Origin of the sequence: Pseudomonas phytophila (assembly GCF_025643095.1) — a bacterium.
GTDB classification, from domain to species: domain Bacteria; phylum Pseudomonadota; class Gammaproteobacteria; order Pseudomonadales; family Pseudomonadaceae; genus Aquipseudomonas; species Aquipseudomonas quasicaspiana.
Genome location: NZ_CP081201.1, coordinates 2,524,295 through 2,549,825, shown reverse-complemented (window position 1 = coordinate 2,549,825; position 25,531 = coordinate 2,524,295). Strand labels below are relative to the sequence as shown.

Genomic DNA, 25,531 nt, shown 5'->3' with positions numbered 1-25,531 from the left:
ATTTCATCACGAAAACAGAGATAACAATAATGAATGCCTGTGATCGCCGTTGCTCTCCCCCTGCTCCAGCGTGCAAACCTTTAGCGACACCTCTGCCGAGTTTTTCCGGAACGCCTCCTCACTGACGGGTTGCCCCGCTGTGTCGAGCCATTCGATTACCTCTCTCTGCAAGGAAACGCTCCATGCCGCCGTCCGCTGGTATTTCGCTTTTGATTTACGCCGCCATCGCGATCATTGCCTTGATCGTCCTGATTGCCCGTTATCGCCTCAACCCGTTCATTGTCATCACCCTGATTTCCGTCGGCCTTGCGCTGGTCGCCGGCATGCCTGCCACGGGTGTCGTTGCGTCGTATGAAGCCGGTGTCGGCAAGACCCTGGGGCACATTGCTCTGGTTGTGGCACTAGGCACCATGCTCGGCAAAATGATGGCTGAATCCGGCGGTGCCGAGCAGGTGGCGCGGACCCTGATTGACCGCTTCGGTGAGCGCAACGCGCACTGGGCCATGGTCTGCATTGCCTTTCTGGTGGGCCTGCCGCTGTTCTTCGAAGTCGGCTTCGTGCTGCTGGTGCCAATCGCCTTCACCGTGGCCCGCCGGGTGGGCGTTTCGATTCTTATGGTCGGTTTGCCGATGGTGGCCGGTCTGTCGGTGGTGCACGCGCTGGTGCCGCCGCACCCTGCGGCGATGCTGGCGGTTCAGGCTTATCAGGCGTCGGTCGGGCAAACCCTGTTCTATGCCATTCTGATCGGTATTCCGACGGCGATCATTGCAGGTCCTCTGTACGCAAAATTCATCGTGCCGCGCATCCAGCTGCCTGCCGAGAACCCGCTGGGCAAGCAGTTCCTGGACCGTGAACCGCGTCAGAAACTGCCGAGCTTCGGCCTGACCATGACCACCATTCTGTTACCCGTGGTGCTCATGCTGTTGGGCGGCTGGGCCAACCTGATCAGCACGCCGGGCAGCGCATTCAACAGCTTCCTGCTGTTCATCGGTAACTCGGTGATCGCCCTGCTGCTGGCCACCTTGCTAAGCTTCTGGACACTGGGCATCGCCCTAGGCTTCAACCGCGACTCGATTCTGAAGTTCACCAATGAATGTCTGGCACCGACGGCGAGCATCACGCTGCTGGTGGGTGCCGGTGGTGGCTTGAACCGGATTCTGATCGACAGTGGTGTCACCAACGAAATCGTCGGTCTGGCTCAAGAGTTTCATCTCTCGCCGCTGCTCATGGGCTGGCTGTTCGCCGCATTGATGAGGGTTGCTACGGGTTCGGCGACAGTGGCCATGACCACGGCTTCCGGTATCGTTGCCCCCGTTGCGCTGGGCCTTGGCTATCCACATCCGGAGCTGCTGGTGCTGGCAACAGGCGCTGGTTCGGTGATCTTTTCCCACGTCAATGACGGTGGTTTCTGGCTTATCAAGGAGTACTTCAACATGACCGTGGCACAAACCTTCAAAACCTGGACGGTGCTGGAGACGTTGATTTCAATTGTCGCGTTCGCCCTCACGCTGGGTCTGGCTCAGGTGCTCTGAGTGGATATTCTTTACCAGATCCGCGCGCGTCAGGACTCACTCAGCGCGGGCGAAAGCCGGATTGCCCGACTGATCCTCAGCGACGTGGCGTTTGCCGCCAGCGCCAGCCTCGACGAACTGGCCAGCCGCGCGGAAGTCAGCAGCGCAACTCTGTCGCGTTTTGCCCGCAGCATCGGCTGCCGGGACTTGCGCGACCTGCGCCTGCAACTGGCTCAGGCCAGTGCCGTCGGCAGCCGCTTTCTCAACCCCGAGCAGGCGCCTGAGCAGTCGGCGTTTTTTACACAGATCGTCGGCGATATCGAATCCACGTTGCGTCAGCACCTGGCCGGGTTTGACGAATCGCGCTTCGCTGCCGCCATCGAACTGCTCAGCAAGGCGCGGATGATTCATGCCTTTGGCATGGGCGGCTGTTCCAGCCTTTGCAGCGAAGAATTGCAGACCCGTCTGGTGCGCCTGGGTTATCCCATCGCCGCCAGCCGTGATCCGGTGATGATGCGCCTGATCGCCGCAACGCTTGGGCCGGACCACAGCCTGATAGCGTGTTCCCTCAGCGGTCGTACTCCGGAACTGCTGGACGCTGTGAAACTGGCCAGCAGCTATGGCACGAAAATCCTGGCGATCACCCTTCCCGACTCACCACTGGGGCAAATCGCCGACGTGGTGTTGCCGTTGCAGATTGCCGAAACCAATTTTATCTACAAACCCACCGCCGCCCGCTACGGCATGCTGCTGACCATTGATGTGCTCGCCACCGAACTGGCCCTGCTCGCCCCTGAAGAAAATCAGGAGCGACTGCGGCGGATCAAGCTGGCCCTTGATGACTATCGCGGCGGTGAAGACGGATTGCCGCTTGGAGACTGAACCATGCTTTATGACCTGATCATTCGCGACGCGCTGGTGATCGACGGCAGCGATGTTCCCGGTTTCCGCTCCGATGTAGCGATTCACGAGGGTCGCATCCTGCGCGTAGGCGACCTTGATGGCGCGAAGGCAAAAGAAGAAATCAACGCTGCGGGCCGGGTCCTGGCACCGGGCTTTATCGATGTGCATACCCACGACGACACGGTAGTAATTCGCTATCCGGCGATGCTGCCCAAGATCAGCCAGGGGGTCACGACCGTGATCGTCGGCAACTGCGGCATTAGCGCCTCGCCGGTGGCTCTGGCCGGTGATCCGCCCGATCCAATGAACCTGCTGGGCAGCGCTGCCGCTTTCGTTTACCCGCGTTTCAGCGACTATCGCAATGCCGTGGACGAAGCGCGTCCAGCGGTCAATGTTGCCGCGCTGATCGGCCATACCGCGTTGCGCAGTAACCACATGGATGATCTGCAACGCACCGCCAGCGCGGAAGAAATCAGCGCCATGCGCGAACAATTGCGCGACAGCCTTGAAGCGGGTGCGCTGGGGCTGTCTACCGGGCTGGCTTACGCTTCCGCGTTCTCGGCAGAAACCACCGAGGTCAAGCAACTGGCCGAGGAGTTGACTGCGTTTGGCGCGGTGTACACCACCCACTTGCGCAGCGAGTTCGAGCCGGTGCTGGAGGCCATGGATGAAGCGTTCGACATCGGTCGCCACGCCAAATCGCCGGTGGTTATTTCCCACATGAAATGCGCAGGCGCCGGTAATTGGGGCCGCAGTCCGCAGTTGCTCGCCTCGCTGGAAAAGGCAGCGAAAACTCATCCGGTGGGCTGCGACTGTTACCCCTACGCAGCCAGTTCATCGACCCTGGACCTCAAGCAGGTGACTGACGCTTTCCGGATCACCATCACCTGGTCAACACCGCACCCGGATCAAAGCGGCCGTGACCTGAAAGACATCGCCACCGACTGGCAACTGTCGCTGCTGGACACCGCCCGCAAGCTGCAACCGGCAGGTGCGGTTTATTACGGCATGGATGAGAAAGATGTCGAGCGAATCATGAGCCATCCGTTGTCGATGATCGGTTCTGACGGACTGCCGGAGGACCCGTTTCCGCACCCGCGACTGTGGGGTGCATTTCCCCGTGTGCTCGGGCATTTCAGTCGGGATCGGGGTCTGTTCCCGCTGCATACCGCTGTACACAAGATGACCGGGTTATCGGCAGCGCGCTTTGCCTTGCATGAGCGCGGCCTGATTCGCGAAGGCTATTGGGCGGACCTGGTGTTGTTCAACCCTGACACCGTGCGCGACGTCGCCGACTTCAAAGACCCGCAACGCGCTGCCGAGGGGATCGACGGGGTGTGGGTCAATGGGCAATTGAGTTACGCAGACGGCAAGGCGCAGGGTGAGCGGCAAGGAAGGTTTTTGCCGAGGAGTGGGTCGTTGGTGGGTGGGTTTCTGTAGATTTTTGAATGGGGTTTTGCCTGTGAAAAAGATGTTTGCCTACTATTGGGTTCACAAATTATCGTCCGGATGCGGCCCAGACCAAGCCTCGCTCCCACAGGGGCCGTATTTCAGGTCAAGAAAGTGAACGCAGTACTGTGGGAGCGAGGCTTGCCCGCGATAATTTGTGAACCCAATCCAATGCAAGCACAAACCCTGACAGTTAAAACCCACTCCAAACCAGAATTAACCCACCACCACACCCCGACACTCGCCAAACCCGATCGATACCTGCCCTTCCCGCTGACAACGGGCGCGCAGGATCACCTCATCTCCATCTTCGAGAAAGCGCCGCACTTCACCGCCAGGCAGTTCGACGGTGTGCTTGCCGCCCTCGGTCATTTCCAGCAGGCTGCCGAATTGCCCCGGTTGCGGACCAGACAAGGTGCCAGTGCCAAGCAGGTCGCCCGGTTGCAGTTTACAGCCGTTGACGCTGTGGTGGGTAAGCATCTGCGCCACGGTCCAGTACATGTTCAGGGTGTTGCTGCGAGCGAGAACCTGAGCCGGTAAACCCTGTGCCTTCATCTGCCGGGTCAACAACAGCACCTCCAGCTCGATATCCAGCGCACCGCCCTGCTGATCCGCCTCATCAAACAGGTACGGCAACGGTTGCGGATCACCTTCGGGCCGCACAGGTTGCGGGCTCCGGAACGGCACCAGCGCTTCGGCCGTGACCACCCAGGGCGAAAGGGTCGTGGCAAAACTTTTCGACAAGAACGGCCCCAGTGGCTGGTATTCCCAGGCTTGCAGATCGCGGGCTGACCAATCGTTGAGCAGGCACAACCCGGCGATATGCTGCTGCGCATCGGCAATGCTGATGGGCGCACCGTCCGGGTTGCCGGGGCCAACCCAGACGCCCATTTCCAGTTCGTAATCCAGCCGTTTACACGGGCCGAACTGCGGTACCTCCTGACCTGGCGGAAGCGTCTGGCCATCGGGGCGTCTGACCGGGCTGCCGGACACACAAAGCGTCGAAGCGCGGCCGTGATAGGCAATCGGCACGTATTTGTAATTGGGCAGCAGCGGATTGTCCGGGCGGAACAGTTTGCCAACATTGGTCGCGTGATGAATGCCAACGTAGAAATCGGTGTAATCGCCAACACGAGCAGGCATATGCAACTGACATTCGCTCATGGGATGCAGGAGCAATTCGCTGGACGCTTCTAGACTCGCCCGCTGCGGGCTGTGTTCGTCCAGCAGATGCAGCAATTCACTGCGCAACGCTCGTCGGGCATGAGCCCCCAAGGCAAAAAAATCATTCAACTGATCACGACTGGCAGCCTCTGCCGCCTCCCGTGCCGCGCCATTGAATAAGCCCGCTGCCAGGGCCGCTTGCAGATCGAAAATCGAGTCCCCGATCGCCACGCCACCGCGCCTGGCTGAATTGCCACGACTAAAAACGCCCAGCGGCAGGTTCTGCAGCGGAAAGTCAGCATGGCCGTTGGCGGAAGTCACCAAACTGCGGCTGTGTGCAGGCGTACTCATTTTGGCATTTCCTTATTAAAAGTCCTGGCCATGCCGGTCCAGCAGGCGTCGTAATCGCTTTGCAGTTGCGGGCATTGCAAGGCATGCAGGCTCGGGCGCAAGACTTTGCCGGTCTCGAACATGAAGGCCATGGTGTTATCGATCTTGTGTGGCTGCAATTGTGCGACGGTGGCTTTTTCAGCCGTCGCGTTATCCGGGCCGTGAGCGCTCATGCAGTTGTGCAAGGACGCGCCACCGGGCATAAAACCCTCAGCCTTGGCGTCGTAGGCACCTTCGATCAGGCCCATGAATTCATTCATCAGATTGCGATGAAACCACGGCGGCCGGAAGGTGTTTTCGGCCACCATCCAGCGCGGCGGGAAGATCACGAAATCAATGTTGGCCTGGCCGTGCACAGCGCCTGGGGAAGTCAGAACGGTAAAAATCGACGGATCAGGATGGTCGTAACTGACGGTGCCGATGGTGTTGAAACGACGCAGATCGTATTTGTACGGCACGTTATTGCCATGCCAGCCCACCACGTCGAAGGGCGAGTGATCCAGCTGCGTGCTCCACAATTCGCCAAGGAATTTCTGCACCAGCGTGACCGGCTCATCGCGCTCTTCAAACCAGGCGACAGGCGCGAGGAAATCACGAGGGTTGGCCAGCCCGTTGCTGCCAATCGGCCCAAGCTCTGGCAGGCGCAGCGCGCAGCCGTGGTTTTCACACACATAACCTCGGGCCGTGACGTCCAGTAACTGCACGCTGAAACGCATGCCACGGGGTAACACGGCGATTTCTTGCGGGCCGATATCCAGCAATCCCAACTCGGTGACGAGGCGCAAACGGCCCACTTGCGGCACGATCAGCCATTCACCGTCGGCATTGAAAAAAGCTCGCTGCATAGAGGCGGTGGCGCAGTAGTTGTAAAGCGTCACGCCTTCAGTCTGATCTGCGGTGTGGGTGCTGGCCATGACGTGCAGGCCATCGATGAAGTCTGTTGGCTCGGACGGTAATTCAAAGGCATTCCAGCGCAGGCGATTGGGCGTGATGGGGCCCATCTGCTGGCCGATGATCTGTCGGTCCAGCCGCTGATAGCGTGGATGGGCAGCGGAGGGTTTGATGCGATAGAGCCAGGTGCGCCGGGCTTCTGCGCGGGGCACAGTGAATGCGGTGCCTGACAGCAATTCCGCGTACAGACCCAAGGCGTGCTTCTGCGGTGAGTTCTGCCCCACCGGCACTGCGCCAGGCAGTGCTTCACTGTTGAACTGGTTACCGAATCCGGATTGGTAGATCAGCGGCTCGGGAGACTGATGAGTGAACATCGGAACCTCTTTTTGTTTTTATAAGTTATTGCGTTGTGTCCATAACGCCGAATGACCTGTAGGAGCTGCCGAAGGCTGCGATGACGGTGTGTCAGGATAAATGTTTCGCAGCCTTCGGCAGCTCCTACGGGGAATGCACTTCAATTCCGCAAATTGCATTTTTTTGTCAGGGGCAGCACGAGCAAAATTACATTTAACAGAAAACGATTACGCATAACGTAATTTGAGTTCGGGAGCCGGTCAAGCTATAAAGCAGCCTTCTCAGACTGGCGTAACACCCGAAATGACCACGGAAACCGAAACCCCCGCAGGCGGGCGTCAGCAAAAGGTTCAGGCCGCAGAAGTCGGCATGGGCATTCTCAAAGCGCTGGCTGAACTGGCGCCGTCCACCTCGCTGTCAAAACTCGCCGAACATGTGTCGATGCCTGCCAGCAAGGTGCACCGTTATTTGCAGGCACTGATTGCCAGTGGTTTCGCCGAACAGGATACGGTCACCAACCATTACGCACTGGGTCGTGAGGCGCTGTCTGTGGGGCTGGCTGCGGTCGGTCATCTGGATGTGCTGAAAATCACCGCGCCGCACTTGGCCACGTTGCGCGACGATCTGAATGAAACCTGCTTTCTGGCCGTGTGGGGCAACAAGGGGCCGACAGTGGTTTACGTCGAGCCTTCAAGCGGTGCGGTGACGCTGGTCACTCAGGTCGGCTCGGTGCTGCCGTTACTTGGTTCTTCTACCGGGCTGGTGTTCGACAGCTTCCTCACGAACAGCGAAACCGCCGGGCTGCGAGATCAGGAGTCAGCTCATTTGAACGCTGCACAACTGCGAGAGATCGAACAACACCTCAGTGATATCCGCAGCAGCGGTGTGCACCAGATTCGCGGGTTGTTGATGGCGGGGGTGAATGCGGTGTCCTCACCGATATTCAGCGTTGGCAACAAGCTCGCCGGAGTGATCACCATGGTGGGATCGGCATCAGTGTTCACCGATGAGCGCCAGGCCGAAGCAGCGCAGAGGCTTAGGGCTACGGCGCGGGTGATCAGCGCTCGAATGGGTGGGGATGTGGCGCTGTTCGGTGATTGATACAGGCTTTTATCTGGATAGGGTTTTAACTGGGAGAGCGGTAGTTGCCTTGGATTGGGTTCGCAAATCATCGCGGGCAAGCCTCGCTCCCACAGGGCCGCATTTCAACTAATGCGTTCTACCCGTGGGAGCTGAGCTTGCTCGCGATGGCTTGGTAACCCAATCTCAAGCAAGCAAAGCTTTCACAGTTAAAACGCATTCCAGTTCTGCTTCTGAGCTAACCCTACTCCACCGCCAAAACCCCGCGCTTGATCTGATCGCGCTCGATCGACTCAAACAGCGCCTTGAAGTTACCCTCGCCAAACCCGTCATCGCCCTTGCGCTGGATGAACTCGAAGAACACCGGGCCCATCAGGGTTTCGGAGAATATCTGCAGCAGTAAGCGCCGCTCGCCACCATCAGAAGAACCATCCAGCAAAATGCCACGGCTTTTCAGTTCGGACTCTGGCTCGCCATGATTGGGCAGGCGGCCTTCGAGCATTTCGTAGTAGGTTTCCGGCGGTGCGGTCATGAAGCGCATGCCGATGGCTTTCAGCGCATCCCAGCTTTTGATCAGGTCGTCGGTGAAGAACGCCACGTGCTGGATGCCCTCCCCGTTGAACTTCATCAGAAACTCTTCGATCTGCCCTGCCCCTTTCGACGACTCCTCGTTCAGCGGAATGCGGATCATGCCGTCCGGCGCAGTCATGGCCTTGGAGGTCAGGCCGGTGTATTCACCCTTGATGTCGAAGTAGCGAATCTCACGGAAGTTGAACAGCTTCTCGTAGAAATTCGCCCAATAAGCCATACGTCCGCGATAGACGTTATGGGTCAGGTGATCGATAAACTTCAGGCCTGCGCCCACCGGGTGACGATCCACGCCTTCGATGAAGTTGAAATCGATGTCATAGATCGAAGTGCCTTCGCCAAAGCGGTCGATCAGGTACAGCGGCGCACCGCCAATGCCTTTGATCGCTGGCAGGCGCAGCTCCATTGGCCCGGTGGCGATTTCCACCGGCTGAGCGCCAAGATCAAGCGCACGTTGGTAGGCAACATGAGAGTCCTTGACGCGGAACGCCATGCCGCACACAGACGGCCCGTGCTCGGCGGCAAAGTAAGAGGCCGGGCTGTTGGGTTCATTGTTGAGGATGATGTTGATGTCGCCCTGGCGATACAGCACCACATCTTTGGAGCGATGCACCGCCACCTTGGTGAAGCCCATGATCTGAAACACAGGTTCAAGGGTATTGGGCGTCGGCGAAGCGAACTCGATGAACTCAAAGCCCATCAGGCCCATTGGGTTTTCATATAAATCGGCGTGTAAATCAGCCATGGTCTGGCTCCTTGCTGGAAAGTGGATTAGCGTTTTTTAACGTCCCTTTCCAGCGGGCGGCGCGCAGGGGATGCCACGCACGCTACGCGCCAGGAAATCACCAAAGATCAGTTGCAGGCCAAGAATTTTCATAAAGGACAGACTACTCCGGCTTGTCCGGTTGCGCATCGGGATGCGCCGCCTGAAATGCCCAATGGTCCAGTGCAAGCTTTTCAACCCGCAGGATGCGTGGGTACGGCGTCAGATCGACGTTAAAGCGTCGGGCGGCGTAGATTTGCGGCAGCAGATACACATCGGCCACGCTTGGGCGTTCCTTGTCAAAACAGTATCCCTGGTCGCCAATCATCTGCTCCACTGCCGCGAGACCTTCACTGACCCAATGGCCGATCCATTGACTGACCTCATATTCGCTAAGCCCCAGCGCGCGCAAGTGGTTCTGTACCGACACGTTGTGCAGTGGATGAATATCACAGGCGATCAGCGACGCAACCGCCCGCTGCCGGGCACGCAGTTCGATATTTGAAGACAGCAGCGGATGCTCGGGATACCGCTCTTCGAGGTATTCGATGATCGCTGTAGATTGAGTGATGACGACGCTATGGTCAGTGCGCAATGCAGGCACGCGACCTTGCGGGTTTATCGCCCGGTATTCAGGTTTGCGATGCTCACCGCCATCGTGCATCAGGTTGACCGGGATCGCGGTGTAATTCAGACCTTTCAACGCCAACGCAATTCGCACCCGGTAACTGGATGTCGAACGGTAATAGGTGAACAGATCCAGCGGCTGAGTCATTTTTATTATTCTTCGTAATCGCTTTACGTAATGCGTAAATTGCGGGATTACCCCGCAGCTGTCAATCGCGCCTCAGACTAAAGGCCGAGTCGAAACCATGGACAGATCCGCCCGGAACCCTTAATGATGCATGCTGCCTGATGTCCCAAGACTGCCCTATAAAAACAACACAGGGTCACGAAGCATCATGAACATCCTCTACGACGAACGCGTCGATGGCGTGCTGCCGGTTGTCGACAAGCAACAATTGCTGGCTGAGCTGCAACGCCAGTTGCCGGACCTGGACATCCTCCATCGTCCGGAAGAACTGCGCCCGTACGAGTGCGACGGGTTATCGGCGTATCGCACCACGCCCATGCTGGTGGCCCTGCCCCGGCACCTTGAAGAAGTGCAGACCCTGCTGAAAATCTGTCACCAGCGCCACGTCCCCGTGGTCGCTCGCGGCGCGGGTACGGGTTTGTCAGGTGGCGCGCTGCCACTGGAAAAGGGCCTGCTGCTGGTCATGGCGCGCTTCAATAAAATCCTCGAAATTGATCCCGCCGCACGCCTCGCCAGGGTGCAGCCCGGCGTGCGTAATCTGGCGATTTCTCAAGCAACTGCGCCTTACGAGCTGTATTACGCGCCTGATCCGTCGTCGCAAATTGCCTGCTCTATCGGCGGCAACGTCGCGGAAAACGCGGGCGGTGTGCACTGCCTGAAATACGGTCTGACCGTGCACAACCTGCTCAAGGTGGAAATACTCACCGTCGAGGGCGAACAGCTGACACTGGGTTCCGATGCACTGGACTCACCGGGTTTTGACCTGCTCGCGCTGTTCACCGGTTCGGAAGGCATGCTCGGCATCATTACCGAAGTCACGGTCAAGCTGCTGCCCAAACCTCAGGTGGCGAAAGTGCTGCTGGCAGCGTTCGATTCCGTGGAAAAAGCCGGGCGCGCCGTGGCTGACATCATTGCTGCGGGGATTATTCCCGGTGGCCTGGAGATGATGGACAACCTGGCAATTCGCGCCGCGGAAGACTTCATTCATGCCGGTTATCCAGTGGACGCCGAAGCGATTCTTCTTTGTGAACTGGACGGGGTGGAGGCCGACGTGCATGACGACTGCGAACGGGTTCGCGAGGTGCTGACCAAGGCCGGTGCGACGGAACTGCGTCAGGCCAAAGATGAAGCCGAGCGCGTGCGCTTCTGGGCCGGTCGCAAGAATGCCTTCCCGGCAGTCGGCCGACTGTCGCCGGATTATTACTGCATGGATGGCACCATCCCGCGTCGGGAGTTGCCCGGCGTGCTGCAGGGTATTTCGGCCTTGTCCGAGGAGTACGGCCTGCGAGTCGCCAACGTATTCCATGCCGGTGACGGCAACATGCATCCGTTGATCCTGTTTGATGCCAACCAGCCCGGCGAACTGGAGCGTGCAGAGGCGCTGGGCGGCAAGATTCTAGAGCTCTGCGTGAAAGTCGGCGGCAGCATCACCGGCGAGCACGGGGTGGGTCGCGAGAAGATCAATCAGATGTGTGCCCAGTTCAACAGCGACGAGCTGACCTTGTTTCATGCCGTGAAAGCCGCGTTCGATCCCGGCGGCATGCTCAACCCCGGCAAGAACATCCCGACCCTGCACCGCTGTGCTGAATTCGGTGCGATGCATGTGCACATGGGCAAGCTGCCCTTCCCTGAACTGGAGCGCTTCTGATGATTGCCGATCCGCTTCTTCAGCACCCGGACAACGACGCCGGCGCCGCCCTGCTGGAGCAGGTCAATCAGGCCCTGCAAACGGCGACACCGCTGCGAATCCAGGGTGGAAACAGCAAAGCATTTCTCGGACGCGAAGTGGCCGGGGAAATACTTGATACGCGAGCACACAGCGGCATCGTCAGCTACGACCCTACCGAACTGGTGATCACAGCCCGCGCCGGAACGCCCCTGCAAGAACTGTGTGCAGCGCTGGATGCTGCCGGACAAATGCTGCCTTGCGAGCCGCCACATTTTGGCGAGGCCACTGTCGGCGGCATGGTCGCGTCCGGGCTGTCCGGGCCACGCCGTCCCTGGTCTGGATCGGTACGGGATTTTGTGCTGGGTACCCGGGTAATCACCGGCCTGGGCAAACATTTGCGCTTCGGCGGCGAGGTCATGAAGAACGTCGCCGGTTACGACCTGTCGCGCCTGATGGCGGGCAGTTTCGGCTGCCTGGGCGTCCTCACCGAAGTTTCTTTGAAGGTCCTGCCCAAACCCCGCTTGTGCAGCAGCATCGCACTGGAAATGGACTGTGCTCGCGCCCTGGCACGCCTGGCGGAATGGGGTCAGCAGCCTTTACCCGTCAGCGCCGCCAGTTTTGAAAGTGGCGTGTTGCGCCTGCGTCTGGAAGGCGGTGAAGGCTCGGTGGCGGCCGCCCATGAGCGGCTGGGCGGCGAACGCATCGACCCGGGCTATTGGCAGGAACTGAACGAACATCAACTGGATTTTTTCTCCAGCGGTTTACCGTTGTGGCGCCTGTCACTGCCCAACAATACCGGCGTATTGGATGTGCCCGGCGAACAATTGATCGATTGGGCCGGAGCCCAACGCTGGCTGAAATCCGATGCCGACGGTGCAGTCATTCGCGCCACGGTCAGCGCCGCTGGCGGTCATGCCGTCTGCTACAGCCATGGCTTGCAAGACAGCCCGTTCCAGCCGCTGCCCGCGCCCCTGTTGCGCTACCACCGCCAGCTCAAGGCCCAACTCGATCCCCACGGAGTGTTCAATCCGGGGCGGATGTACGCGGAGATCTGACCATGCAGACCACCCTGAGCGACCACGCTCGACAACTGCCCCGCGCCGAAGAAGCCGAAAGTATTCTGCGCAGCTGCGTGCACTGCGGATTTTGCAACGCGACCTGCCCGACTTATCAATTGCTCGGCGATGAGCTGGATGGCCCTCGCGGGCGCATCTATCTGATCAAGCAGGTGTTGGAAGGCAACGAAGTCACCGAAAAAACCCAACTGCATCTGGACCGCTGTTTGTCGTGCCGCAACTGCGAAACCACCTGCCCGTCCGGCGTCGACTACCACAATCTGCTGGATATCGGCCGCGCCGTGGTAGACGCCGCTGTGCCCCGCTCACTGGGCCAGCGAGCTCTGCGCGAAGGTCTGCGCAATGTGCTGCCCAACGCCGTGCTATTCAAATCGCTGACTCAACTGGGCACGACATTTCGGCCCCTGTTGCCGGACAGCTTGAAGGCAAAACTGCCGACCCACATTGTTCAGCCCAAAGCACGTCCAGCTGTACGGCACGCACACAAAGTGCTGATGCTTGAAGGCTGCGTGCAACCCGGTTTGTCACCCAATACCAACGCCGCCACGGCGCGGGTACTGGATCGCCTTGGGATCAGCGTCACACCCATCGCTCAGGCGGGTTGCTGTGGTGCGCTGGACTATCATCTGGATGCTCAGGCCGCCGGCCTGGATCGCGCCCGGCGCAACATTGACGCCTGGTGGCCAGCCATCGAAAACGGCGCGGCGGCCATCGTCCAGACCGCCAGCGGTTGTGGCGCTTTCGTCAAGGATTACGGGCATCTGCTCAGTGGCGATCCGGCATATGCCGCCAAGGCGCAGCGGATCAGCGCGTTAGCCAAAGATCTGGTTGAGGTAATGCGCGATGCGCCGCTGGAGAACCTCGGCATTCGCAGCGATCTGCGCCTGGCCTTTCACTGCCCCTGCACCTTGCAGCATGCGCAGAAACTCGGCGGTACAGTGGAAAGTGTATTGTTGCGCCTGGGCTTCAATCTGACCGCAGTGCCCGACAGCCATCTATGCTGTGGTTCGGCAGGTACTTACTCGATCACGCAACCGGTGCTGTCCCGCCAGTTGCGTGACAACAAAATGAACGCGCTGGAAAGCGGCAAACCGGACGTGATCGCCACGGCGAACATCGGTTGCCAGACGCATCTGTCCGGAGCAGGTCGAACCCCGGTTCGGCACTGGATCGAACTGGTTGACGACGCTTTGCAGCCCATTGTTTAACAGCCCCCTTAACAACAACTCGTGGAGTAATCGATGAAAACCAAAGCTGTGCTGACCCAGACCGAAGTGACTCAAATTCTTGCTGCGGCTCGTCAGGACGCCATCAGCAACAACTGGCCCGTGTCCATCGCCGTGGTCGACGACGGCGGCCATCTGCTGGGCTTCGAGCGTCTCGACGGTGCTTCGCCCATCAGCAGCTACATCGGCATCGAAAAGGCCCGCACCGCTGCTTTAGGCCGTCGTGAATCGAAAAGCTACGAAGAATCAGTCAATGGCGGGCGCACCGCGTTCCTTTCCGCGCCATTGCTCACCTCGCTGGAAGGCGGCGTGCCGGTGATCGTCGATGGCGAGGTAATTGGTGCAGTCGGCGTGTCAGGTGTTCAGGCCGCGCAGGACGCGCAGGTTGCAAAAGCCGGTGTTGCGGCGGTGAATGCGGGGTAAGCATCGCTTGTCGCGAGCCAGGGATCTGTGGGAGCCGAGCAGGCTCGCGATGAAGGCGACCGGGTTCAACTGGAAAAACGCAGCGTCTGCATCGCGAGCAAGCTCGGCTCCCACAGGTTGCCTGGCTCACGTTGGGTACATCAGGCTGGCGTTAGATATAGACGACGTTTTCAACGTTGGCGCGCAGAGTAATGTCTTTCTCCGATACGTTGAATTATGGCGAGCGAGCCGTCTGTGGGAGCAGAGCTTGCTCGCGATGAAGGCGACCGGGTCCAACTGAAAGAACGCAGCGTCTGCATCGCGAGCAAGCTCGGCTCCCACAGGGGTTGCCTGGCTCACGTTGGATACATCAGGCTGGCTTTATATAGACGACGTTTTCAACGCGCGCAGAATAATGTCTTTCTCCGATACGTTGAATTATGGCGAGCGAGCCATCTGTGGGAGCAGAGCTTGCTCGCGATGAAGGCGACCGGGTCCAACTGAAAGAACGCAGCGTCTGCATCGCGAGCAAGCTCGGCTCCCACAGGGGTTGCCTGGCTATGCTGGGTGTATCAGGCAGCGCTTTAGAAATACTCGGCGACGCTCTCAACATCGGCACGCAGGATGATGTCTTTCTCTGACACGTTGAGTTATGGCGAGCGAGCCGTCTGTGGGAGCAGAGCTTGCTCGCGATGAAGGCGGCCGGTTTCAACTGAAAGAACGCAGCGTCTGCATCGCGAGCAAGCTCGGCTCCCACAGGGGTTGCCTGGCTCACGTTGGGTACATCAGGCTGGCTTTAGAAATAGACGACGTTTTCAACGTTAGCGCGCAGGGTGATGTCTTTCTCCGACACGTTGAATTACGGCGAGCGAGCCGTCTGTGGGAGCAGAGCTTGCTCGCGATGAAGACGGCCGGGTTCAACTGAAAAAACGCAGCGTCTGCATCGCGAGCAAGCTCGGCTCCCACAGGGGTTGCCTGGCTCACGTTGGGTACATCAGGCTGGCGTTAGATATAGACGACGTTTTCAACGTTGGCGCGCAGAGTAATGTCTTTCTCCGACACGTTGAATTATGGCGAGCGAGCCGTCTGTGGGAGCAGAGCTTGCTAGCGATGAAGGCGACCGGGTTCAACTGAAAAAACGCAGCGTCTGCATCGCGAGCAAGCTCGGCTCCCACAGGGGTTGCCGGGCTCACGTTGGGTACATCAGGCTGGCTTTAGAAATAGACGACGTTTTCAACGTTGGCGCGCAGAGTAATGTCTTTCTCCGACACGTTGAATTATGGCGAGCGAGCCGTCTGTGGGAGCAGAGCTTGCTCGCGATGAAGGCGACCGGGTTCAACTGAAAAAACGCAGCGTCTGCATCGCGAGCAAGCTCGGCTCCCACAGAGGTTGCCGGGCTATGCTGCGTTTATCAGGCAGCGTTTTAGAAATCGACAGTACCCGAGAACTTGATGGTGCGTGGCTCGCCTTGCGCCAGATAGCCACCATAGGAAGAAGCCCAGTAATCCTTGTTAGCGACGTTTTCAACGTTGGCGCGCAGAGTAATGTCCTTCTCTGACACGTTGAATTTGTAACGTGCCCCCAGATCAAAACGGTTCCAGGTCGGAATCGTCAGGTTGTTGGTCGCATCGACATACTGACCACCGGTACGCAACATACGGGCATTCACGGCCGCACCTTCAATGCCCGGGATATCCCAGTCAGCGCTGGCATTGAACTGGAACGTCGGAACGCCCACTGCGTTATTGCCGTCGTTGGTACCGTTCTCGGTATTTTTCAGTTCGGTGTCCATCAGCGTCAAACCCGCAATCAGGCGCAGACCGGCAACGGGTTCACCGAAGATATTGGTCTCGACACCACGATTGATCTGTTTGCCGTCGACGACAAACGTGTTTCCTTGAAGATAACCGTCGGCGACTTTTTCGATTCGGTATACGCCAAGGCTCGCACCGTAGGTACCCATGTCGACTTTGACACCGGCTTCCAGCTGCTTGGAGCGTGCTGGAGCGAAGACGTCGCCGCGGTTTGTTGCTGTACCCGGGGCAGTATCACCTTCAGCCAGCCCTTCGATGCGGTTGGCGTAGAGCGCTACGTGCTCCCAGGGCTTGAACACAATCCCGTAGACCGGGGTGGTGATGGATTCGTTGTAATAAGCGTTACGCGAACCATCTGCGCCGGAAGCTGCAGAGTTATCCACTCCTCCAAACGTACTGCCCTTGTAACTGTAGCCTTGAACCAATAACGACTGACGCCGCACGCCGTAAGTCAGCAACAGACGGTCGTCCATGAAACCCAGCGTGTCGGAAATCGCGATACTGCGGTTACGGGTTTTACCCGTTACGCCTGGATCATTCACATCGCCGCCCGTCATACCACCCAATGGAGGCATGGGCGCAGACACCGGATTGTAGATATTGCTGGTGTAGGCACCGCCAACATTGAAGTCATAGGCGTTGCGTTGTTGTGTCCAGATCCCTGCAATACCGAGGTTGAGCTTGTGACTCACCGGACCGGTTTGCAGCTTGCCGTTGATTCCGGCCATGGTCGACACGTTGTCTTCATCATGAGGGATGAATGAGCTGCCCACAGTGAAGTTACCCAGGTTATCACTCAGCGTCGGAGTGCCGTAGGTACCTACTTCACGGGTGTGCTTGGCACCTGCTGCTGCATATACGGTCCAGCTTTCGTTCAGGTCATACTCACCGCGCATCATGCCGAAGGTGTCTTCGGTCTCTGTCGAATAGTAATCGGGCGAGTAGTTGCTGTCGGCGTCTGGCGCATCAGGTATATGCGTAACTCCAACAATGCCGAGTGTTGGGTTGGGGAGCGTTACGTTAATCGTGTTCCGACCTTGATTAATACGTTGTTTCTGATAGGCAATGTCGCCGGAAAGCCGCAAGTCTTCGCCCCGATAATCCAGGCCCAGAGCGAACAATTTGCTCCGGTGTTTTTCATCTTCTATACCGGTTTCACCTTCACGCTGAGAAAGGTTAAGCCGGGCACCAAAGCGATTGTCCTCGCCAAAGCGCTGACCAAGATCCAGATGCTCGCCAATCCGGCCATCCGTGCTGATGTCCGTTGTAAAGCGTCGCGTTGGGGTGTCCTGGGCACGCTTGGGCTGCAGGTTTACTCCGCCGCCAATACCGGAACCGGTCGGTGTAACCCCGTTGATGAACGCGTTGGGACCTTTGAAAACCTCCACCCGCTCCAGCGCGTCGGTAGCAATCACCTGACGCGGCAGCACGCCGTATAAACCGTTATACGAGATATCTTCACCCGTCAGTGGCAAGCCCCGAATGCTGAACACCTGCGATGAGTTGCCGTAACCAAACGACTGCCGCACAGACGAGTCATTAGCCAATACATCACCAATGTCTTCAGCCTGCTGATCTTCGATCAATTGCTCGGTGTAGCTGCTCATGGTGAACGGCACGTCCATGATGTCAGCATTGCCCAGCACACCCAACTGACCGCCCCGGGCTACCTGACCGCCCGCATAAACTGGCGGAAGAGCGTGCTCGTCAGTCTTTTGCGCATTGATATCCGTTTCCCCCAATACGACCGTGCCTGACTGCGTCGTCGTGGCTTCGGCAGCCAGTAAAGGGAAGCTGAGCGAACAGCAGAGAGCAAGCAAGGTTAAGCGGTAGGGAACCTGCTGAGGGGCGAAAGTGCGCATGATGTGTCCTGAGGGCTTGGGTATGGATGGCATCCGGGTCCTACCTGGAAGTGGCCGCCATCGTATGGATGCGAAATGCTACCAGTTGTGACTGCGAATGTTTATCACTCTCGTGACTATTTGTGAAAAAAATGTCAATCGAAGGGTTTTGCCTCAAAAACCAACGGATTCAGTCAAGCGCCGAAACATCTTTCGCGGCTAAAGCGGCTTCTACGGTGTAAGCTCGTGGGCTGTTGCTTTAACCCCACGAGAGGCTTATGCGGTCCAACTTCCGTCGTTCTACCCTTGCCGCGTTGCGCGGGTTTACCCTGCCTGGCGATGCAATCACGATTCTGCCTTCTGCTGCCGATTACCGTCGTTGCCTGCTGGAAAAGATCGCTACGGCGACCCGGCGGATCTATGTGATCGCCTTGTATTTGCAGCAGGATGAAGCCGGTCAGGAAATCCTCGATGCGCTGTATGCCGCCAAAGCTGCGAGGCCGGAACTGGACGTGGTTGTGCTGGTGGACTGGTTCAGGGCCCAGCGTGGCCTGATCGGTGCCGGACGGCAGTTGGGTAATGCGGCCTGGTATCAGGCGCAACATCTGGAGTACGACCAGGAAGTGCCGGTGTATGGCGTTCCGGTGCAGACCCGCGAGCTGTTCGGCGTCCTGCATTTGAAAGGCAGCGTGATCGATGACTGCGTGATCTACAGCGGCGCCAGCATCAACAATGTCTATCTACACAAGCTCGACAAGTATCGTCTGGATCGTTATCACGTTCTGAGCAGCAAAGAGCTGGCAGACTCATTCCAGGACATGGTGCAGCGCGAGATTCTGCCGTCACACGCGGTGCATCGTCTGGACCTGCCGTCGCCGCCGACTTCCCGCAGCTTGCGCAGTGAGATTCGCACCTTCCGTAATCACCTCAAACGCGCCACTTACGACACCCATCAGGGCGAGCGTGAGAACGGCGAGTTGCGAGTGATTCCGCTGCTGGGTGTTGGTCCGCGCAATGCGCTGAACCGCACGATTGTCGAGTTGATTGCCGCTGCCAAAACCCGTCTGACTATTTGCACGCCTTATTTCAACGTGCCGCTGTCCATCAAGCGCGAAATCAATCGTGCCCTCAAGCGTGGCGTGACGGTGGACATCATTATCGGCGACAAGACTGCCAACGACTTTTTCATCCCCGCCGACGAGCCGTTCAAGGTCATTTCCGCCCTGCCCTATCTCTACGAGATCAGCCTGCGACGGTTTGCCCAGAAGCACCAGAACGCTATCGCTCGTCACAAGCTGAACCTGCATTTGTGGAAGGACGGCGATAACACGTTCCACCTCAAAGGCATGTGGATCGATGATCGTTATACCTTGCTGACTGGCAATAACTTAAACCCGCGTGCGTTCAATCTGGACCTGGAAAACGGTCTGCTGATCGACGATCCCAAAGGTCAGTGGATCGCCCCTCGGGAAGCTGAAGTCGAGCATTTAATGCGTAATACCCAGCGCGTCGGCAAGTACGATGAGCTGGACACCCTTAACGATTATCCGGATGCCGTGCGCACCTTTCTGCGGCGGGTCAGCCGGGTTCGTGCCGAGCGTTTGCTCTATCGCATCCTCTGACGGACAAGGGACCAGCGCGTGAACAAGAAAACCGGCGTCAGGGCGCAACAGGCCGACCAGACTCGCGCCCGCATCCTCAAGGCGGCGATCAAGGTGTTCACGCGTGATGGCTATTCCGGTGGGCGGATCGAGCAGATTTCCAGCGAAGCCGAGTCCAATGACCGGATGCTTTATTACTACTTCGGCAGCAAGGAAAAGCTCTTCGTGCGGGTGCTGGAACACACCTACGAGCAGTTCAACCATGCTGAAAGCCTGCTGAAACTGGACGCGTCTACACCCGAGCAGACCTTGCGCGAACTGGTGGCGTTTGTCTGGGGTTACTACGTCGAGCACCCGGAATTCGTCGCCATCCTGAGCATTGAAAACCTGCACAAGGGCAAGCACGCCAAACAGTCCAGCGAGTTACGCAGGCTGTCCGGTGAAGCGGTCGATGTGCTGCGGCCGATCATCGAAGCGGGTCAGCAACAAGGCGTGTTTCGCAAGGATCTGGACATCAAGCACGTGTACCTGATGATCGCCTCGCTTTGTTATTTCTATAACTCCAACCAGCACACCCTGACCTCATTCCTCGGCCATGACCTGGCGCAGCCGAGCGAGCAAGCTGACTGGCTGCGGTTCATCAGTGATCTGGTAGTGCGTGGCGTGCAAGCTTAACGACCTGTTGGAGCGAGGCTTGCCCGCGAATGAAGCGCCGAGTGACAACAGGTACACCGCGTCATCGTTCTTCGCGGGCAAGCCTCGCTCCTATCAAACAAACTACAACTATGTGATTTGGAGTACTTTTTCATCTGTAGGAGCGCGCTTGCCCGCGATCGCGTCAGCACAGGCAATATATTCATCGACTGACAGGCCGAATCGCGGGCAAGCGCGCTCCCACAGGGTCCGTGTTTGCTGCGCGACAGCGTGGTGTCAGGGACACCGGGGCGACTCCCACAGGAATGAGTGCTTGCGCAAAATCAATGCGTCCCCGGATTCGCCCTCAGGTGCGCGACTTTCTCCGGCAGGCCCTGCCATTGCGCTTCGTTCGGCGCAAAACGGTTGCGTAGATAAGCGGCCAGGTCGCTGATCTGCGTGTCAGACAAGCTGTCCTTGAACCCAGGCATATAACCCAGATCCGGCGTTGCTGGCGTGGGGATGCCTTGCAGGATGACCTTGATCAGGTTGTCCGGCAGCGCACTGTGCACGTTGGTGTTGCTGCCCAGTGAAGGGCTGACGCCGAACAGTGTCGGCCCGCTTCCATCAGCATGACAGCCCTGACATGAGCCTTCGAAAACCCGCCTGCCATTACCTAACGCCAACTGCGAAACGCTCGGCTGCGCAACCGCTTCCGGAGTAGGAGCCGCTTGCGCCACACCGTCCAGCGACGTCAGGTACACCGCCATTGCGCGGATATCAGCCTTGGGCAGTTTCGACAGCTCGCTGACCACCGGCCCCATAGGTCCTGTCGCCACCCCGTGAGCATCGGAATAGCCACTGCTCAAATAATTGAACAACTGTTCTTCAGTCCATGGCGTCGGCGCTTTCGACAGGCCATTCAATGCTGGCGCTTCCCAGCCATCGACCATGCCGCCCGCCAGGAACGAAGCCCCGCCCTTCTCTGCGCCTAACGCATTGCGCGGCGAATGACAGGCCGCGCAATGTCCCAGGCCGTTGACCAGATACGCGCCGCGATTCCATTGCGCGCTTTGCTGCGGTTGCACCTGGATTTCGCCCTTGCGCAAGAACAATGCGTTCCAGCCCGCCATCAACGGGCGCAGGTTGAACGGGAACTGCATGTCATTGGCCCTGGCCGGTTGGCTGACCGGCTCCTGGGCCATCAGGTAGGCATACAGCGCCTGCATGTCGGCGTCGTTGATATTGCGAAAGGCGGTGTAGGGAAATGCTGGATACAGATGCTTGCCATCACGACTGATGCCCTCGCGCATGGCGCGTTCGAACGCCGGATACGACCAGTTGCCTATACCGGTTTTCGGGTCTGGAGTGATGTTGCTGCTGTACAGCGTGCCGAACGGCGTATCCATCGCCAGACCACCGGCATTGGTCGCGCCACCCGGTGCGGTGTGACAAACGGCGCAGTCGCCCACGGCTGCCAGCAAACGCCCACGCTCCAGGGTTGCCGCTGACCAGGTGCCTGCTGCAGGCGGCGTGATCGGGGCGATTTCCGCGCGCCAGGGCAAAGCAGTTGCCGCGACACCGAGAATCGCGCCGAACGCCGCGAACAATGAACCGAATAACCATTTCGAGCGTTTGGCTTTTGGCGATTGCGGCGGATTGCTGTTGGCCTCCTCCCCCGCGCCCTTGAGCGCTGCCAGGACCCGCTCGGCGGTGATCGGCAATTCACGAAAGCGAATCCCGGTAGCGTCGTAGATCGCATTGGCAATCGCCGCCGCACTGGGTACAGCAGCCGACTCCCCGGCACCCAGCGGAGGCTCGCTCTGGCGCGGCATCATCAGCACATCGACTTTCGGCACCTGCGGGAACGTCAGGATCGGATAGCCGCCCCACTCCTTGCTGCTCACGGTGGACTCTTCGAAGGTCACCTGCTCCTTGAGCACCCGGCTGGTGGACTGAATCACGTTGCCGTGAATCTGGTGCTGGACGCCTGCCGGATTGATCATCATGCCTGCGTCATGGCCGATGACCACGCGGGTTACCGAAACATCGCCGGTCAGCTTGTCCACCGCCACATCGGCGACCCAGGCGGCCCATGCCGCGCCAAAGCCGGGGAACTTGCTGTGAATGTAACGCGCATAAGCGAAGCCACGGCCGCGCAGCACGTTGTCCTGCTCCGGGGTCTGCATCGGCTCGGTACGCGGCGTCCATTCGGCGCGCGCAGCCGTGGCCCGGACCAGTTCGGCGGCGCGTTCGTCATGCAGGTAACGCAGGCGATATTCCACCGGATCGACCCCGGCAGCGAACGCCAACTCGTCGATATAGGACTCATGAGCGAAGGTATTTGGCAGCGCCGACACGCCGCGCATCCATGACGCCCGGACGATGGGCGACATGTCATTAATGGTGACGCGCATGTGCTCGAAATCATACGGAGGGATCGACGTGCGGTCGCCCATTTCGAACATCGCTGCCACCGGTTCAACCCGCCCCGTGAGCAGTAGCGCGAGTGTGGGCGCACCGTTGGACGGGTAACTGCTGGCAAAGTCGTAACCGGCGACGCTGCCGTCAGCGTTGACGCCGCCATCGACTTCCATCAGCTGCGCAGTGCCTTTGGGCTCCCAGACATGCTCCTGCTCGCGGGTCAGTTGCACCCGCACTGGCAAGCCCACCGCCCGAGAGAGCAATACGGCATCGGCGCACACATCATCGGCGCAGTTACGCCCGTAGCAACCGGCTGCTTCCATGCGGATGATCTCGATGCGTTCTTCCGGATACTCCAGCAGCCAGGCCAGATCAGCGCGCAGCAAATGCGGGTTCTGGGTACCGGACCAGACCCGAATACCCTCTTCGTGATAATCCGCCAGACCACAGGACGGGCCAATGGAGCCATGAATCTGATAAGGCCACAGGTAAGTACGCGGCATGCGCTGACTGGCCTGATCGAGAGCAGTTTCAATGTCGCCCTTATCCAGCACCACGCGCTGCACGCTGGGGTTATCACGAATCGCCTGGGCAACGTCGCTCATGTCCGGCAGCTTGTGGTTCCAGGCTTTCCAAGTGACTTTCAGTGCCTGCGCCGCCTTGGCTGCCTGCTCTTCGCGCATGGCCACTACGCCGACGAAATCGCGGATCACCACCACGCGAACAATGCCCGGAATGTGCGCAATGGAAGACTCATCGACTTCCAGCAGGCTGGTGCCGACGAAGTCGCCGCTGTCGAGCCCGGCGTAAGGCGGACGCACGACCCGGCCGTGGAGCATGTCAGGCAGTCGCATGTCATGCACGTAGGTCAGTTCGCCAGTGGCTTTAGCAGGAATGTCCACCCGGGCGGCGTCTTTGCCGACGATTCGGTAGTCCTCGACCGGCTTGAGCGGCGCAGTACCGGTGATGCTCAGTTCGACATGCTCACCCGCCACCAGCTCGGCAAAGCTCAGCTGGCGGCCATCAGCGGCGATGATGACTCCCGCATTGATGACCAGCGTCTCAAGCGCCACCTCCATGCGCTCAGCGGCGCGCTGTAGCAGATAACGCCGGGCTTCGGCAGCGGCGTTGCGCAGTGGAATCGCGGATATCTGCAACGTAGCGCTGGCAATGGTCGCTCCCTGATTGGGCGCGCTGGCGGTGTCGCCGAGGATCATGCTGACCTGCCCCGGTTCTACATCCAGTTCCTCGGCAACGATCTGTGCCAGCGAGGTGCGAATCCCGGTGCCCAAATCCACATGCCCGTTGAACGCGTAGACCTGACTTTCATCAGTGACGGCGATGAACAGCGCCAGCTCCATGGGCTTCACGACTGGCACGCCACCTTTGGCGACAGGACCGGACGGCGGCTGGATATTATCGACGATCAGCAGAACGCCGGTCTTGCTCATGAGTTGATCGCGAGTCAGCAAGGTCTGGGTCATGGCAACGTCCGTTCAAGACTTCTGGCGGGCGGCACGCAGCACCGCACGGAGGATTTCAATGTGGGTGCCGCAACGGCAGAGGTTGGCCGACAGCTCGTTACGAATCTGTGCTTCGCTGGGGTTGGGGATGCGATCAAGCAGGGCCTTGGCGGTCATGATCATGCCGTTCATGCAATAGCCGCATTGCGCGGCCTGCTCATCGATGAACGCCTGTTGCACCGGATGCGGACACTCGCGACTGCCGATGCCTTCCAGCGTGGTGATCTCCCGACCTTGAGCACCGCTCACAGGAAACACGCATGAGCGCGCTGCCAGGCCATCGATGATCACCGTACAAGCACCGCACTCGCCCAGGCCGCAGCCATATTTGGGGCCGTTGAGGTGCAGGTCATTGCGTAACACCAGTAACAACGGCGTATCGGCCATGGCCGTGACCTCAGCGGTCTGCCCATTGACCTTGAGCGTCATGGTCTTTTCCAGCGCCAGCGCTTGCTCACTCATGCCTGCTCCGTTACCCCGAGACCACCCAGGGTATTTGATGAAGTGTTTACTTCATGAAATGAGAGCAGGAAGCGTGCCAGTGACGAGACAGAATGATTCCTGCAGGAGATCGCCCTGTGTACCTGACGCAGCGCTGACGCGAGCAAGCAGATAAATCCGTAGGACCGGCTTTAGCCGGGAGGACATTATTTCTGGCGAAGAATACTCAGCGAATGTCCCGGCCCCCTCCCGGCTAAAGCCGGTCCTACGGTTATGCGTTAGCCAGGACGTTTACGGTTGGCCGAAAGATGTCCGGGAATACGGACATCAGCAATCAGTCTTCCCCGTCCCCAATCATCTTGCGCAGCAGAAACAACACCGCCACGCGCTCGGCGGGGTTGAGGTTGCTCATGGTCAGCTCGGTTATTTGCGCGGCATGAGGCACGGTTTCCTGGACCAGTTTCCGACCACTGTCGGACAGGCCAACGATGACCTTGCGACGGTCCTCGGGATCGGGCTGCAGGGTAATCAGATCACGCGCTTTCAGGCGCTCGACGATCCCGCGAATCGTGGCCTGATCCACCGCCGTCGCCTTTACCAGTTCAGTCAGGGAACTGGGACCGCGATCACGCACGGCGCACAGGGTGACAAACTGCACAGCGGTCAGCTGCGAGTCGCCGACGTTCTGCTGAAAAATAGCCATATGCCGCTGATAGGCCTTGCGCAGCAAATGGCCGACCTGTTCGGAGAAGGTGTAATTGTTCTGGGTGTCTGGTGTTGGATCGGGCACGGCGTGGCTCGGGGCAGGAGGAAAGAGGCTTACGTTAACCTGTGGGCGCGGAATTAGAAAATCTTAGAGAGTGCAGGCTCATGTGGGAGCGAGGCTTGCCCGCGATGAGGGCCACACGGTCTCATGACAAACCTCAGTGTCCTTATCGCGGGCAAGCCCAGCTCCCACAGGAGGAACTGCTTCT

At 59.0% G+C, this 25,531-nt stretch carries 18 protein-coding genes; 10 read left to right on the top strand and 8 right to left on the bottom strand.

Annotated features, from left to right (window positions below):
* Window positions 1-182 precede the first annotated feature (182 nt).
* The 3 genes from K3169_RS11440 to K3169_RS11430 are packed head-to-tail and all read left to right on the top strand — an operon-like array spanning window position 183 to window position 3,854.
* Complete coding sequence (locus K3169_RS11440) at window positions 183-1,532, top strand: GntP family permease (protein ID WP_263271574.1); 1,350 nt, start codon at window positions 183-185, stop codon at window positions 1,530-1,532.
* Complete coding sequence (locus K3169_RS11435) at window positions 1,533-2,393, top strand: MurR/RpiR family transcriptional regulator (protein WP_231666533.1); 861 nt, start codon at window positions 1,533-1,535, stop codon at window positions 2,391-2,393.
* Window positions 2,394-2,396: 3 nt separating this feature from the next.
* Window positions 2,397-3,854 carry an N-acyl-D-amino-acid deacylase family protein gene (locus K3169_RS11430; protein WP_263271571.1) on the top strand — a complete coding sequence of 486 codons (1,458 nt, stop codon included), beginning with the start codon at window positions 2,397-2,399 and terminating at the stop codon, window positions 3,852-3,854.
* A 225-nt stretch (window positions 3,855-4,079) separates the two neighbouring features.
* On the opposite strand, the gene fahA is transcribed toward K3169_RS11430, so the two are convergent.
* Window positions 4,080-5,378 (bottom strand): fumarylacetoacetase, encoded by a 1,299-nt coding sequence (fahA, locus tag K3169_RS11425; RefSeq protein WP_263271569.1) that lies wholly within the window; start codon window positions 5,376-5,378, stop codon window positions 4,080-4,082.
* A complete protein-coding gene (gene hmgA / locus K3169_RS11420) occupies window positions 5,375-6,682 on the bottom strand; it encodes a homogentisate 1,2-dioxygenase (RefSeq protein WP_263271568.1) in 1,308 nt (435 codons plus the stop codon). The genes fahA and hmgA overlap by 4 nt, the downstream gene beginning before the upstream one ends.
* Window positions 6,683-6,965: 283 nt before the next feature.
* Between hmgA and K3169_RS11415 the strand changes: the two genes are divergently transcribed.
* Complete coding sequence (locus K3169_RS11415) at window positions 6,966-7,763, top strand: IclR family transcriptional regulator (protein ID WP_122396507.1); 798 nt, start codon at window positions 6,966-6,968, stop codon at window positions 7,761-7,763.
* A gap of 223 nt (window positions 7,764-7,986) precedes the next feature.
* On the opposite strand, the gene hppD is transcribed toward K3169_RS11415, so the two are convergent.
* Both hppD and maiA read right to left on the bottom strand, forming a co-directional pair.
* Window positions 7,987-9,075, bottom strand: a complete 1,089-nt coding sequence (gene hppD, locus K3169_RS11410) for a 4-hydroxyphenylpyruvate dioxygenase (protein WP_231674033.1) — start codon at window positions 9,073-9,075, stop codon at window positions 7,987-7,989.
* 142 nt (window positions 9,076-9,217) lie between these two features.
* Window positions 9,218-9,856, bottom strand: coding sequence for a maleylacetoacetate isomerase (maiA, locus tag K3169_RS11405; RefSeq protein ID WP_263272261.1), 639 nt, complete (start codon window positions 9,854-9,856; stop codon window positions 9,218-9,220).
* A 199-nt stretch (window positions 9,857-10,055) separates the two neighbouring features.
* Between maiA and glcD the strand changes: the two genes are divergently transcribed.
* From glcD to K3169_RS11385, 4 genes are read left to right on the top strand one after another with little or no spacing between them, the layout of a single operon-like run.
* A complete protein-coding gene (gene glcD / locus K3169_RS11400) occupies window positions 10,056-11,555 on the top strand; it encodes a glycolate oxidase subunit GlcD (protein WP_263271566.1) in 1,500 nt (499 codons plus the stop codon).
* The gene (glcE, locus tag K3169_RS11395; RefSeq protein ID WP_263271564.1) at window positions 11,555-12,631 is read left to right on the top strand and encodes a glycolate oxidase subunit GlcE; all 1,077 of its coding nucleotides are present in this window, start codon (window positions 11,555-11,557) and stop codon (window positions 12,629-12,631) included. The genes glcD and glcE overlap by 1 nt, the downstream gene beginning before the upstream one ends.
* A 2-nt stretch (window positions 12,632-12,633) precedes the next feature.
* Window positions 12,634-13,860, top strand: coding sequence for a glycolate oxidase subunit GlcF (gene glcF / locus K3169_RS11390; RefSeq protein ID WP_231678110.1), 1,227 nt, complete (start codon window positions 12,634-12,636; stop codon window positions 13,858-13,860).
* 33 nt (window positions 13,861-13,893) lie between these two features.
* Entirely contained in the window at window positions 13,894-14,301 is a 408-nt protein-coding gene (locus K3169_RS11385) for a heme-binding protein (RefSeq protein WP_122396503.1), read from the top strand.
* A gap of 1,402 nt (window positions 14,302-15,703) precedes the next feature.
* On the opposite strand, the gene K3169_RS11380 is transcribed toward K3169_RS11385, so the two are convergent.
* Entirely contained in the window at window positions 15,704-17,956 is a 2,253-nt protein-coding gene (locus K3169_RS11380) for a TonB-dependent receptor (protein ID WP_263271562.1), read from the bottom strand.
* Window positions 17,957-18,213: 257 nt separating this feature from the next.
* Between K3169_RS11380 and pssA the strand changes: the two genes are divergently transcribed.
* Together pssA and K3169_RS11370 are read left to right on the top strand one after the other, a co-directional pair.
* On the top strand, window positions 18,214-19,557 hold the full coding sequence (gene pssA / locus K3169_RS11375) for a CDP-diacylglycerol--serine O-phosphatidyltransferase (RefSeq protein WP_099270030.1): 1,344 nt from the start codon (window positions 18,214-18,216) through the stop codon (window positions 19,555-19,557).
* An 18-nt stretch (window positions 19,558-19,575) separates the two neighbouring features.
* Window positions 19,576-20,211, top strand: coding sequence for a TetR/AcrR family transcriptional regulator (locus K3169_RS11370; RefSeq protein ID WP_263271560.1), 636 nt, complete (start codon window positions 19,576-19,578; stop codon window positions 20,209-20,211).
* 302 nt (window positions 20,212-20,513) lie between these two features.
* Here the strand turns inward: K3169_RS11370 and K3169_RS11365 are convergent, their stop codons facing one another.
* From K3169_RS11365 to K3169_RS11355, 3 genes are all read right to left on the bottom strand, one after another.
* A complete protein-coding gene (locus K3169_RS11365; RefSeq protein ID WP_263271559.1) occupies window positions 20,514-24,077 on the bottom strand; it encodes a molybdopterin cofactor-binding domain-containing protein in 3,564 nt (1,187 codons plus the stop codon).
* A gap of 12 nt (window positions 24,078-24,089) precedes the next feature.
* Window positions 24,090-24,578 carry a (2Fe-2S)-binding protein gene (locus K3169_RS11360; RefSeq protein ID WP_122805567.1) on the bottom strand — a complete coding sequence of 163 codons (489 nt, stop codon included), beginning with the start codon at window positions 24,576-24,578 and terminating at the stop codon, window positions 24,090-24,092.
* A gap of 313 nt (window positions 24,579-24,891) precedes the next feature.
* Window positions 24,892-25,347, bottom strand: a complete 456-nt coding sequence (locus tag K3169_RS11355; protein WP_263271558.1) for a MarR family winged helix-turn-helix transcriptional regulator — start codon at window positions 25,345-25,347, stop codon at window positions 24,892-24,894.
* Window positions 25,348-25,531: the final 184 nt, after the last annotated feature.